This window comes from Streptomyces sp. NPDC048637 (assembly GCF_040650675.1).
Taxonomy (GTDB): Bacteria; Actinomycetota; Actinomycetes; order Streptomycetales; family Streptomycetaceae; genus Streptomyces.
In genome coordinates this window covers 1-12,459 of sequence record NZ_JBEZHQ010000060.1, presented here as the reverse complement: position 1 = coordinate 12,459, position 12,459 = coordinate 1, and the positions used below count along the sequence as shown (strand labels likewise).

At 69.5% G+C, this 12,459-nt stretch carries 11 protein-coding genes and 1 pseudogene; 6 read left to right on the top strand and 6 right to left on the bottom strand.

Translation table 11 applies throughout. From position 1 onward, the window contains the following. Positions 1 to 6: 6 nt before the first annotated feature. Positions 7 to 660, bottom strand: coding sequence for a TetR family transcriptional regulator (locus AB0C46_RS38480; protein WP_362833768.1), 654 nt, complete (start codon positions 658 to 660; stop codon positions 7 to 9). A gap of 166 nt (positions 661 to 826) precedes the next feature. Between AB0C46_RS38480 and AB0C46_RS38475 the strand changes: the two genes are divergently transcribed. The 3 genes from AB0C46_RS38475 (at position 827) to AB0C46_RS38465 (ending at position 2,295) form a co-directional block, all read left to right on the top strand. Next, complete coding sequence (locus AB0C46_RS38475; protein ID WP_362833767.1) at positions 827 to 1,465, top strand: hypothetical protein; 639 nt, start codon at positions 827 to 829, stop codon at positions 1,463 to 1,465. A 189-nt stretch (positions 1,466 to 1,654) separates the two neighbouring features. Further along, complete coding sequence (locus tag AB0C46_RS38470) at positions 1,655 to 2,047, top strand: class I SAM-dependent methyltransferase (RefSeq protein WP_362833766.1); 393 nt, start codon at positions 1,655 to 1,657, stop codon at positions 2,045 to 2,047. Then, complete coding sequence (locus tag AB0C46_RS38465; RefSeq protein WP_362833792.1) at positions 1,957 to 2,295, top strand: hypothetical protein; 339 nt, start codon at positions 1,957 to 1,959, stop codon at positions 2,293 to 2,295. Before AB0C46_RS38470 ends, AB0C46_RS38465 begins: the two co-directional genes overlap by 91 nt. A gap of 445 nt (positions 2,296 to 2,740) precedes the next feature. Here AB0C46_RS38465 and AB0C46_RS38460 read toward each other — a convergent pair whose 3' ends face one another. From AB0C46_RS38460 to AB0C46_RS38445, 4 genes are all read right to left on the bottom strand, one after another. Beyond that, complete coding sequence (locus AB0C46_RS38460) at positions 2,741 to 3,646, bottom strand: hypothetical protein (RefSeq protein ID WP_362833765.1); 906 nt, start codon at positions 3,644 to 3,646, stop codon at positions 2,741 to 2,743. Positions 3,647 to 4,241: 595 nt separating this feature from the next. After that, positions 4,242 to 5,645 (bottom strand): M1 family metallopeptidase, encoded by a 1,404-nt coding sequence (locus tag AB0C46_RS38455; protein WP_362833764.1) that lies wholly within the window; start codon positions 5,643 to 5,645, stop codon positions 4,242 to 4,244. 235 nt (positions 5,646 to 5,880) lie between these two features. Continuing rightward, the gene (locus tag AB0C46_RS38450; protein WP_362833763.1) at positions 5,881 to 7,452 is read right to left on the bottom strand and encodes a SulP family inorganic anion transporter; all 1,572 of its coding nucleotides are present in this window, start codon (positions 7,450 to 7,452) and stop codon (positions 5,881 to 5,883) included. A gap of 257 nt (positions 7,453 to 7,709) precedes the next feature. Next, on the bottom strand, positions 7,710 to 8,114 hold the full coding sequence (locus AB0C46_RS38445) for a hypothetical protein (protein WP_362833762.1): 405 nt from the start codon (positions 8,112 to 8,114) through the stop codon (positions 7,710 to 7,712). A 337-nt stretch (positions 8,115 to 8,451) separates the two neighbouring features. Between AB0C46_RS38445 and AB0C46_RS38440 the strand changes: the two genes are divergently transcribed. The 3 genes from AB0C46_RS38440 (at position 8,452) to proC (ending at position 10,981) form a co-directional block, all read left to right on the top strand. Beyond that, the gene (locus AB0C46_RS38440) at positions 8,452 to 9,285 is read left to right on the top strand and encodes an ABC transporter ATP-binding protein (RefSeq protein WP_362833761.1); all 834 of its coding nucleotides are present in this window, start codon (positions 8,452 to 8,454) and stop codon (positions 9,283 to 9,285) included. Further along, a complete protein-coding gene (locus tag AB0C46_RS38435; protein ID WP_362833760.1) occupies positions 9,282 to 10,070 on the top strand; it encodes an ABC transporter permease in 789 nt (262 codons plus the stop codon). The genes AB0C46_RS38440 and AB0C46_RS38435 overlap by 4 nt, the downstream gene beginning before the upstream one ends. Before the next feature lie 101 nt (positions 10,071 to 10,171). Continuing rightward, positions 10,172 to 10,981: a pyrroline-5-carboxylate reductase gene (gene proC, locus AB0C46_RS38430; protein ID WP_362833759.1), complete on the top strand. Its 810-nt coding sequence runs from the start codon at positions 10,172 to 10,174 to the stop codon at positions 10,979 to 10,981. Between the two features lie 63 nt (positions 10,982 to 11,044). Here the strand turns inward: proC and trpS are convergent. Then, positions 11,045 to 12,065, bottom strand: a pseudogene (trpS, locus tag AB0C46_RS38425) (tryptophan--tRNA ligase). Between the last annotated feature and the right edge of the window lie 394 nt (positions 12,066 to 12,459).

Here is a 12,459-nt window from a genome sequence, read left to right as displayed (position 1 = left end):
CGCGCCTCACCGTCCTCTCTCCTCTTTCGCCTGGTCAGGCCTACGACCAGTGGCAGGCCCCGGTAGTCGGTCATGTCCGTGTGCCAGCAGGTCGAAGGCGAGCTCGACGTCCTCGCCCAGCTTCCGGCGGGCCTCCTCCAGCGAGGCGCCGGCGGCCAGCCGCCGGAAGAACGCCTCCTGGAGGGTGACCAGCGTGGCGCTGACCTGGGCCGCCATCAGGAGGGCGGTCCGCTCGCCGTGTTCCGCCGTCAGCGCCTCTGACAGCTTCTGCCGCTGCTGATAGAGCAGCGCGTTCGCGGCGTTGCTGAGTGCGGGGCTGTCGAAGATCACCCGGATCCGGGAGACCAGCGCCTCCGGGTCCACCCCCGTCATCGGCCCGGCGGCGAACGCCCGGTAATGCGCCCGGAGCGCTTCCAGCGCCGACCGTCCGGCGGCCCGTCCGGCGACGACCCCCGCCAGATCGTCGTCCCCCACACCCTGCAGGGCCAGCGACTCCTTCGTCGGGAAGTACGAGAACAGCGTCGCCTTGGCCACCTCGGCGGCCTCGGCGATCTCGTTGACCGTCACCGCCTCAAACCCCCGCTCGGCAAACAGCCCCCATGCCGCCGCCTCAATCCGCCGCCGGGTCTGTTCCTTCTTCCGCTCCCGCAATCCCGCCATGCGGGCATGATATCCAGACCGGGTTCAAAATCAAACCTGGTCTGGTTTTTGGTTCGGCCGGTAGGGCACCTCCCGGCCGAAGGCCGTGGTTCCCACCCAGGTGAGCCGGGGCGCCACTGTGCAGGTCCAGGACTGTAGCCGCGGCGATAAGAAGCAGTACTGGTACATGCTCGCCGACGCCCAATACGACAAATTGGTCGGCTACGCGACCACGTATGCCGTCTTCCAGTTCTACAAAGGGTCAAGCGTCGTCAAGGGCAGCTACACGTACGACGCCGCGACGCCACTCGTCACCTCGCATGGGCCTTACGAGATTGTGTCCGTATCCACCGATGGAGGAGGCAACAGTGCATTCTGCACTAACCTCAGCGTCGGTGGGGAAATGACTTGTAGATTTGACTGGCGGCAAACCATGGCGACCACAATCAGCAACTCGGACACCTTGGGAACCAGCGTAAAGGTTGGAACGGGGAAGGAGAGCCCAGTTCAGGCAGAGTTCTCCGTTCAGTACCAACACACCTGGGGCAAGAGTACGACCACCAGTGACATGCAGGGCTTTGGCATCCAGATCAAGGTTCCCGCTGGCAAGACAGCATTTCTTATAAGGGGATGGACGACCAAGAAGGGGGTCGGAACTTGGACGTTCTCTACCGACATGGGTGACACGTGGACCGGTAAGGGTGAGGCCATCGTTCCCGTGGCGGGCGGTGAAGAGGGCCCGTATGGCGGAGCCTTCATGTGCACCACGGACTCCCCGGATTCTCGTTGCCAGGAGGCTCTCGCCAATTCTGGTGGCAAGCCGTGACCTGGGCCGTGTCTCTGTGATGCGTTGGTCAGTTGATCGGATGTGTCTGTCCGGTTAGTGATCACTGATGTGATGTGGGACCGGATCGAGCCTTTAATGCCGGTCGATCCGGTCCGTGGGTGTCGGTGGGCCGCCCCTCTTCGACGCGATCGAGGAGGGTCGGCCCGGCAGCCGCTGGCGGGGGCGCGGGTGCTGGACGTCGGGGTCGGCACCGGTATCGCGACCAAGCTGCTCGCCGAGCGCGGTGCGCGGGTCACCGCCGTGGAGCCGGGCGCCGCCATGGCCACCGAGCTGCGCACCGCTCACCCCGCCATCCCGCTCGTCCGCGCCCTCGGCGACGCACTGCCGTTCTGCGACGACGCGGGCTTCGACCTCGTCGGCTACGCACAGGCCTGGCACCGGACCGATCCGGCCCGTTCCGTCCCGGAGGAGCTGAGGGTGCTGCGCCCCGGTGGCGCGCTCGCCCTGGTGGAACGTCCCCGACCCGGGACGTGGACTGGGCCGCCGAACAGGAGGCCAGGATCGCCCGCCGCCTGCCGGGTTACCACAGCGACGGCGTACCGCCGGCGGCCCCTGACCTGATCCGCGGCCGCGGCCTCGGCCTGCACCCCGTCTCCCAGGTCCTCCACTGGACCCGGCGGGTCCCCCTCGACACCCACCTCGCGATGCTGGGCAGCCGCTCGTACTTCTCCACCATCGGTCCGGCCGCCGCCGCCCCCGTCCTCGCGGCCGAGCGGGCCGCCCTGCGCGACGTCTTCCCGGACGGCATCGTCGAGGAGGCCTACGCGCTCGACCTGACTGTCACACTCCGGCCGTCCGCCCCGTTCTAAGAGGGCAGGGGCGACACGGCGTAGCGCCGTACAGGTGGCGAACGGCCGTGCCGGCGGGAACGGATAGCAGGGGAACGGACGATGAGGAGCAGGCCGGAGCTGGGCCGCGAGAAGGTGGCCTGCTTTGTGCAGGGCCTGGGTTACGCGTGGCGCCCAGCGGGAGGGCCTGCGAGTGGCGTCGGCGAAGGGCCTGGCCTCGAACCCGGTGTCTGTCTTGTGCGCTCCTGCTGGCTTCGTTCACTTTCAGCAGCAGCGTTTGTGCGGCACTTTGGGCAGCGGCTGGAGATTGACGGGCTCGGGGATGTTCACGAGAAATGACGCAGCGCATGGGACGGCCCTCCGCCAGAATCCGTCGGAGCCCTAGCTTGCCCTGCTGGGCAGCTGCGGAGGATACGAATCGCCGAGTGCGCTGAGCGGCTGATCGCCGCTCAGCGCTACACATCGCTCAGGAGAATAGGCCCTTCAGAACTCCCCAGAGTACCTGTTCGATGATTGTGGCTGCTAGATTGCCGCCACTGCCAGCGTGGCATTTCGGATTAGACCAATCCTCCTTCGAAGACGCCTGGTTGGCGCTGTGTGGCTCGAAGGCCAACCATGAATCGCAGTAGCCTCCATACGTGTTGTATGTGGCATCGATGTGGGCGCCGCCGAATTTCCAAATGTGCACACTCACGTCGGTGTTCCCGAAGCTACCCTGGTTCACGCGGAACTCCACCTGTCCGGCGATCTTGCCTGCCGGGAGGGTTTCGGTCCGGCACTGTCTGACCGGGATCCAGTCGGTCGCCTTCCTGTCGCTGGTCTCGGCGGTGCTGTTGGGGTCCTCCTGGACTTTGTAGTCGATCACTGCCCTGCCGAGGTACCCGCCCCAGTTGCAGATAGTGATGCTGTTTTTGCCAAGATTGATGGCCGCCGCCCTGGTCAGCACCAAGTTTGGTCTCATGGGGGAGTCCGTGAGGTAATTGTCCGCCGCGTCGCTGCCGCAGTCGGCGAGCGTGGTCCCGTCCACGCACTTGTTGTCACCGATGTGGCGGAGCAGGTAGCCGCCGCCGTCACGGTTCGGCTGGAGGTTCCAACGGCTGACGTGGTCGCAGGGCGCGTCGGTGAGGGCCCCGTCAGGGCCCACCTCAAGGCACATTCCCACCGCATTGTTGTTGAGCAGCCGCACGACCCCGCTGTTGGCTTCGCCCTCGTCAGTGAGAATGGTGTAGGTGCCATTGTTCACGCCGATGGTCTGGTAGTTGTCCTCGGCCTGAGCGGCTGGTGCCATGAGCCCCAGGGCCACCATCGACGCGGCCAGCAGACCCGCGACCCTACGCAACCTTCGGTTGTGCGTTCTTCGATGAGTGATCATTTCTTTCTCCCTCGGCCAGTTCAGCGCAGCTTCAAGAGCCGCATGACCTTCGTAAGGCCGGCGAATTCTCGATGAGACGGCTAGGCGCATCGAGCGCTGAAAAGGCGGCCGAAGCGCCGAGGGGGAATCCACGGTGCAAGGGCGGTCGTCCTTGAGCGCCCGGGTGTGCTCAGTGGGGGGGGAATGTACGTCCGCGGACGGGCCGATACATCCGTCATTTGACGTACAACCCGGGAGCACGTTTCGACGAGATGCCGGAGTCACTGATCGTCACGGGCCACCTCCCGCACCTGCCCGAGAGCTCCGCTCTCCGGGACCGACTGCTCGGATGTGAGTGAAGAGCACTGGCACAGCCGGCTTCATGAAGAGCGCGTGGCGTACGAGTGGATTCGCGCCCTACAGGTTGGGCCGGACCGGTGCGCATGCCACGCCGAGCAGACACACGGCAGGTGCCCGCACACCCCCTTCGCCAAGGGCTCCCCTCCCCGGAGCCCTTGGCGAAGCCACGTCCTCATACGCCCGCTGGCCGCCGGTCCGCCCGCTGGCCGCCGGTCCGCCCGCCGCCCGGTCCGCGTGCCGCCCGCCGGTCCGCGCGTCAGTCCGTCCGCTCCGGCTTCCCCTTCTCGTACAGCCAGGTCTGGAACAGCGGGCCCAGGTCCACGTCCGTGTGCTCCTGGCAGAAGTCGATGAAGTCCTGCGCATCGGCATTGGAGTAGCGGTACTTGGTGGGCCACTCCTTGAGGATCGTGAAGAAGGCATTGTCGCCGACGGCGTTGCGCAGCTCCTGGAGGAGCATCGCGCCCCGCTCGTAGACGGGCGTGCCGGTCACATTCTTCGCCTGGCCCGGTTTGCCCGGCGGGAAGGCCCAGCGCGAGGTGTCCGTGGTGTCGTCGTAGAGGGCGTCGAACTGCTGCTGCGGGGTCTTGCCGCCCTCGCGCTCCTCCCACAGCCACTCGGCGTAGGTCGCAAAGCTCTCGTTGAGCCAGGTATCGGCCCAGGTCTTCGGCGTCACTGAGTCGCCGAACCACTGATGGGCCATCTCGTGCACCACGGTCGCGGTGTCCGGCGCCCCCGCGTAGACCGGCTTGGTCTGGGACTCCAGGGCGATCCATTCGATCCGGCGCGGGGTGTCGTCGACGATCGCGCCCGCGGAGGAGAAGGGGTACGGCCCGAAGAGCTTGCTCTCCCACTTCACGATCTCCGGCAGTTTCTCCAGCGGCCCCTTGCTGGCCTTGGCCTCCGCCGGGTCCACCGCCACATACAGCGGCAGCCCGTCGGGCGTGCGGGAGGTGTGGACCTCGAACCTGCCGATGGTGGCCGTCGCGAGATAGGTGGCCATCGGCCGGTCGTTGTACCACCGGAAGGTGGTCCGGCCCTTGGCGGTCCGCTCCGACCTCAACTCCCCGTTGGCGACGGCGGTGTAGCCCTTCGGCACGGTGATCGTGAAGTCGTAGGCGGCCTTGTCCCCGGGGTGGTTGTTGCCCGGGAACCACGTCATGGCACCGGCGGGCTCACCGGAGACGAACGCCCCGTCGCGGGTCTTGACCCAGCCCTCGGTCGAATGGTCCGGGTCCTTCAGCTCCTGCGGGGTGCCGTCGTAGTCGACGCGGGTACGGAATTCCGCGCCTTTCCTGAGCCCATCGGCCGGCCGGACGATCACCTTGTGTCCCTTACGGGAGAACTCCGCGTCCTCGCCGTCGACCTGCACGTCCGTCACCCGCAGCCCCTTCAGGTCGAGCTGGAAGGACCGCAGATCCTTGGTGGCTTCGGAGGTGATCTCGGCGGTCGCGTCCAGATGCCTCTTCTTGACGTCGTAGTCGAGGTCGAGCCCGTAATGCCGCACCTGGTAGCCGCCGTTGCCGAGCGACGGGAAGAGCGGATCGCCCACCCCGCCGCTGCCCGCCGCCCCCCGGACACCACTGCTGGTGCACGAGGAGAGCAGCAGGGCGACGGAGAGGGCGGCGGTCGCACCGCAACTGCGAAGGGGCCGGCGGTTCACAGCACTCCCGGGGTCGGGGGACATCAGCGTCCCGACCTTACGGTCATTTCCGCCTACACACCGGCCCCTTTCCTGCCGTTGTCCTACACGGTCGTCCCACGTGGTTGTCCCACGCGGTCGTCCTACGCAGTTGCCCTACGTGGTCGTCCCACGCGGTTGCCTTACGTGGTTGCCCTGCACAGTTGCCCTATGCCGTCGTCATGCCGGTCGTCATGCCGGTCGTCATGCTGTCGTCCTACGGGGCGACGGACGGAGCTTCCTGGCGGGCGGTCCCGCCGGGGCCGCGGCGCTGCTCCTCCCAGGCCCCGAGCGCGGCGGCGCAGGCATGGTCGAGATGCCGCAGCCCGGTCAGATCCAGCACGACCTCCCGGTCCTTGGGCAGCGCCTCCAACTGGTCGAGCAGTTTGGGCAGCCGGAGGAAGGTGGCATTGCCGAGGGCCCGTACGCGGATGGGGCGTCGGGGCCCCGGACCGGCCGGCTCACCGTGGCCCGCCGCCGGCTCGTCCAGCCCCACGATCTCCAGGTGGACGTGCGAGGTCTCCCACGCCGACTTGGCGACCGCCATCAGCAGCCCCAGCAGCACCCCCTCGAACATGTTGGTGGCCACGATCGCCACCGCCGTCGCAGCGAGCACCACGGCCTCACCCCGGTGCTCCCGCCACAGCGGACGCCACTGCTTCACCGGGATCAACTTGACGCCCGCATGCACCAGTACGCCCGCCAGCGCCGCGAGCGGCACCACGCCCAGCGCCGCCGGGAACGCCGCCGCGAAGACCAGCAGCCACACCCCGTGCAGCACCCGCGAGGCCTTCGTCCGCGCCCCGGCGTGCACATTCGCGGCGCTGCGGACGATCACCGCGGTCATCGGCAGCGCGCCGAGCAGCCCGCAGACCGTATTGCCGACGCCCTGCGCCATCAGCTCCTTGTCGTAGTCGGTCTTCGGCCCGTCGTGCAGCCGGTCCACCGCGGCCGCGCTGAACAGCGACTCCGCCGACGCGATCAGGGCGAACGCCAGCACCGTGCCCAGCGCGCCGACCACCGCCCCCGCCTCCGTCAGCTGCGCGAAGTCCGCGCCGCCCGGAGGCTGGATCACTTCCAGCAGGCCCGCCACTTCGACCCGGGCCACCGGCAGGTCGAGCACGAATACCGCGACCGTCGCCAGGGCCACCGCCACCAGCGGCGCCGGCAGCACCCGCGCCCCCCGCTGCCACTTCGGCCACAGCACCAGCAGCGCGATGGTTCCCGCGCCGACCGCCAGCGCCGCCAGCGCCGTACCGGACCCGGCGGTGTCCGCCGCGAGGTTCGGCAGCCCGCCCAGATTGGCCGGCCCGTTGCCCGGCGGACGGGCGTCCACCAGGGCGTACAACTGCCCGGCGATCAGCACCAGCCCGATGCCCGCGAGCATCCCCTGGACGACCGCCACGGAAATGGCCCGGAACCAGCGCCCCAGCCGGAGCGCCCCCATGGCCAGCTGCAGCGCCCCGGCGAGCAGCACCAGTGCACCCAGCGCGCCGAGCCCGTACTCCTGCACGGCCTCGTAGACCAGCACGGTCAGCCCGGCGGCCGGGCCGCTGACCTGCAGACTGCTGCCGGGCAGTAACCCGGTGAGCAGCCCGCCGACGATCCCGGTGACCAGCCCCAGTTCGGCCGGTACTCCGGAGGCGACGGCCACCCCGACACACAGCGGGACGGCGACGAGAAAGACGACCAGCGAGGCGGTGAAATCGGCGCGCCAGACCGAGAGGGCTTGCCGTGACGGTATGGACGGCAGGGACGGGCGTTGTCGGGCAACACGGAACTTACGCATGGGGATGCCTCCAGCGAGTGCGAGATGCGGTGGCGCACGGGGACGCACGGATACACACGGATACACACGGATACGCACGGATACGCACGAGCGGACGCGGGGCGATACGGGCAGCCGCGTGGCGATCCTCTGCACTGGTGTCTGCGATCGATCGCCTGCCGCCACGCACTGCCGCGCGGTGCGCGCCATGGGGAGATGACGGCTGGATCCGTCGGATGCGCGGGCCAGGGGAGGCCCTTGGGGGCAGCTCTGAGCTCTCAGCAGCGGAAGACGAGGTGCTGGACCGGCAGTTCACCGGATCTCGACAGGGGGACGGCCCGCCGGCCGGTCAGCGGAGCGGTCAGGTGCAGCCCGCCCCCGGTCCGTACCGGGCGTGCGGCGGTCGAGACGGTGGTGCCCGGTGGTGTCGGCGCGGACACCGAGGCCGAGGACCGCCCGTCGCGCCGCGGCGGGCAGCGGTCGCTGCCGGATTCCGGATTCTCGGCGGGGTCCGATGCCCAGGGCACGGTGCCCGGGGAGCCGGTACGGCCGGCGCCGTTCGAGGCCGGTGCGGCTGTCGCGCTCTCTCCGTACACGCCATCCGCACCCATGGGCAAGGCCAGCAGGACGGCCATGACGATCAACAGGAGCCGGCCGAGGCCGTGGACCCGGATCTTCGCCATCGTCGCCCCTTCCGGTGCGGCTGGACAGGTCATCCCATTGTGTCCAAGCGGGCATGCAGGACCGCAAGTCGGTTTGTAACCACCCTGTAAACGCGGAGTTATCGACCAAGAACGGCCGGATCTTTTCACTACGGCGCCCGCCGGTGCGCGCAGATCCCCACCATGCGCCCCTTCCGCACCACACCTGTCCGGATCACCACCCCAATGGCCCAGCCGCCCAGCCGCCCAGCCGCCCAGCCGCCCAGCCGTCCAGCCGTCCAGCCGCGCGCCTCGTTCCGCCCCACCCGCCCCGTCCGCAGCCTTGACGCCCCACACCACCCGGAGCATTATTCATCGCATGATGAATTATGGCCGTGACCCCGCCGTCCACGCCCGCGGTCTCACCGTCGTCCGAGGCGGCCGCACCGTCCTCGACGCCCTCGCCTTCGACGTGCCCCGCGGCCAGGTCACCGGCCTGCTCGGCCCCTCCGGCTGCGGTAAATCCACCCTCATGCGCGCCCTCGTCGGCACCCAGGCCAAGGTCACCGGCACCCTCGACGTCCTCGGCCACCCCGCCGGCGACCCCCGGCTGCGCCCCCGCATCGGCTATGTCACCCAGGACCCGTCCGTATACGACGACCTCACCGTCCGCCAGAACCTCGACTATTTCGCCGCCGTCCTGCACCCCGGCCGGTCCGCCCGCGGCCGGCGCCGCGAGAGCGTCACCCACGCCATCGAGGACGTCGACCTCACCCGCCACGCCGACACCCTCGCAGGCAACCTCTCCGGCGGCCAGCGCAGCCGGGTCTCCCTCGCGGTCGCCCTGCTCGGCGCCCCGGAACTCCTCGTCCTCGACGAGCCCACCGTCGGCCTGGACCCCGTCCTCCGCCGCGACCTGTGGCAGCTCTTCCACACCCTCGCCGCCGACCGCGGCGCCACTCTCCTCGTCTCCTCGCACGTCATGGACGAGGCCGAGCGCTGCCACCGGCTGCTCCTGCTGCGCGAGGGCCGCCTCCTCGCTGGGGGCACCTCCCAAACGGAGTTTGGGGGAGAGGCCCCCGACGCTCTCCGTGACCGCACCGGCTCCGACACCGTCGAGGCCGCCTTCCTCCATCTGGTCGACGAGGCCCGTGCGGCCACCCCGCCACCGGAACCGGCGCGCCCCGCCACCACCCAGGAGTCAGCGCGATGACCACCGCACCTCGCACCGCCGGCGCACCGCACCCCACCCCCGCACCCTTCTCCCCGTCCCGCACCCTCGCCACCGCCGCCCGGGTCCTGCGCCAGCTGCGCCACGACCCCCGCACCATCGCGCTGATGCTCGTCGTCCCCTGCGTGATGATCGCCCTGCTGCGTTACGTCTTCGACGACTGCCCGGCCACCTTCGACGGCATCGGCGCCTCTCTCCTCGGCATCTTCCCGATGATCACGATGTTCCTGGTGACCTCCATCGCCACCCTCCGCGAACGCACCTCGGGCACCCTGGAACGCCTGCTCGCCATGCCCCTCGGCAAGGCCGAACTGATCAGCGGCTACGCCCTCGCCTTCGGCCTGCTCGCCCTCGTGCAGTCCGCCCTCGCCACCGGCCTGTCCGTCTGGCTCCTCGGCCTCGACGTCACCGGCTCCCCCTGGCTGCTCCTCCTGGTGGCCGTCCTCGACGCCCTCCTCGGCACCGCACTCGGCCTGTTCGTCTCGGCCTTCGCCGCCTCCGAATTCCAGGCCGTCCAGTTCATGCCCGCCGTCCTGATGCCCCAGCTGCTGCTCTGCGGACTGTTCACCCCGCGCGACACCATGCAGCCGGCCCTGGAGGCGCTCTCCGCCGCCCTCCCGATGTCCTACGCCGTCGACGGCATGAACGAGGTCCTCGAACACCCCGACATCACCGGCGACTTCCTCCGCGACGCGGCCGTCGTCACCGGCTGCGCCCTCCTCGTCCTCGCCCTCGGCGCCGCCACCCTCCGCCGCCGTACGAGGTGACACCGCCGTCCGGCCCTCGGAACGCAGCCGCGCCGCACGCCGGCCGGGTGCGAGGATGACGGCGTAACCGACCAGGCACCACCGGCGAGGTGAACCGCAGCATGACCCAGAAGGTCGCCGTACTCGGCACCGGAAAAATCGGCGAAGCCCTGCTCAGCGGAATGATCCGAGGTGGCTGGGCACCCTCCGACCTCCTGGTCACCGCCCGCCGCCCGGAACGCGCAGCCCAGCTCCATGAGCGCTACGGCGTCGAAGCGGTCAGCAACGCCGAGGCCGCCAAGTCCGCCGACACCCTCATCCTCACCGTCAAGCCGCAGGACATGGGCAGCCTCCTGCGGGAGCTGGCTCCGCACGTCCCCGCCGAGCGCCTGGTCATCAGCGGCGCCGCCGGCATCCCCACCGCCTACTTCGAGGAACGCCTGGCCGCCGGCACCCCCGTCGTCCGGGTCATGACGAACACCCCCGCCCTCGTCGACGAGGCGATGTCCGTCATCTCCGCCGGCACCCACGCCACCGGCGCCCACCTCACCCGCGCCGAGGAGATCTTCTCCGGCGTCGGCAAGACCCTCCGCGTCCCGGAGTCCCAGCAGGACGCCTGCACCGCACTCTCCGGCTCCGGCCCGGCCTACTTCTACTTCCTCGTCGAGGCCATGACCGACGCCGGCATCCTCCTCGGCCTGCCCCGCGACAAGGCCCACGACCTCATCGTCCAGGCCGCCATCGGCGCCGCCGTGATGCTCCGCGACAGCGGCGAACACCCCGTCAAGCTCCGCGAGAACGTCACCTCCCCGGCCGGCACCACCATCAACGCCATCCGCGAACTGGAGAACCACGGCGTACGCGCCGCCCTCATCGCCGCCCTGGAGGCCGCCCGCGACCGCAGCCGCGAACTGGCCTCCGGCAGCGGCTGACCCGGCACCGGACCGGAAGCGGGCGGCCCCGTCGGGGTACGACGGGGCCGCCCGCCCGCCACCTCACTCCGCGGGCAGCAATCCCACCGCCTCGAACGCCGCATCCACCCGCGGCCGGGCCAGGGAACGCGCCCGCTCCGCACCCCGCCGCAGCACCGCATCCACGGACGACGGATCGGCGGCCAGCTCCGCATGCCGCTCCCGCACCGGCCGCAACGTCTCCACCACGGCCTCCGCCACATCCTTCTTCAGCGCGCCGTACGAGTCGTACTCCTCGGCCAGCCGCCGCGGCTCGCCCCCCCGTACACGCCGCCAGCACATTCAGCAGATTCGCCACCCCCGGCCGCTGCTCCGGCTCATACACGACATCCCGCTCCGCGTCCGTCACCGCCCGCAGCACCTTCTTGCGCACCACCTCCGGCTCATCCAGCAAATAGACGACCCCCGCCGTCCGGGCATGCGACTTCCCCATCTTCGACGTCGGCTCCTGCAGATCCATCACCCGCGCCGCCACCACCGGCAGCGTCGTCTTCGGCACCACGAACGTCGCCCCGTAACGCTGGTTGAACCGCACCGCCAGATCCCGAGTCAGCTCCACATGCTGCGCCTGGTCCTCCCCGACCGGCACCTCATGCGTCCCGTACGCCAGGATGTCCGCCGCCATCAGCGCCGGATACGTCAGCAGCGACAGCCGCACACTCCCACCCCGAGCCTGCTCACGCGCGGCCTTCTCCTTGTACTGGATCATGCGCCGCATCTCCCCGTCGGAGGCCGTGCACTCCATCAGATACGACAGCCGCAGATGCTCATCCACCTGACTCTGCACAAACACCGTGCAGAGCTCCGGATCCAGCCCCGCGGCCAGCAGCAATGTCGCCGCCTGCCGACTGAGCCGCCGCACCCGCGCCGGATCGTGCTCCATGGTCAGCGCATGCAGATCCACCACACAGAACAGCGCATCCGCCCGGTGCTGGTCCTCCTGGGCCCACCGCTGAACCGCCCCGAGGTAGTTCCCCAGCGTCAGATGCCCCGTCGGCTGCACTCCGCTGAAGATCCGCGCCCGCGCGCTCGCCGTCATCGCCATCTCGTCCGTCCTTCTCTCCCGCACTGCCTATAGAGGAGTGCGCGTCGAGACCGCCGACCTCACCGGCCGGCTACGAGAGGGAGATACGCAAACGGCCGCCGAAGCGGCGGCCGTGGTCCTGCATACGCTGCTGGGCGGCCGCCGTCAGGCGGGCCACCACTGCTGTACGAGCGCATGCGTAGTCATGCGCCCCAAAGTACCGCGATGACCTGTGCCAGGCACGGGTTTGAACAACCCCACCCCCTCGTGTAGTGTCCTCCGAGTTGCCGCGGGGCCGACAGGCGCCGGGCAGCCATCCAGCCGCTTCGCGGCACACCACTACTGCACGGCCCCTCAACGGGAACAATTTCGGCATGCCGAAATTCGGACCGCGACGTGATTATGCGTCAACGAG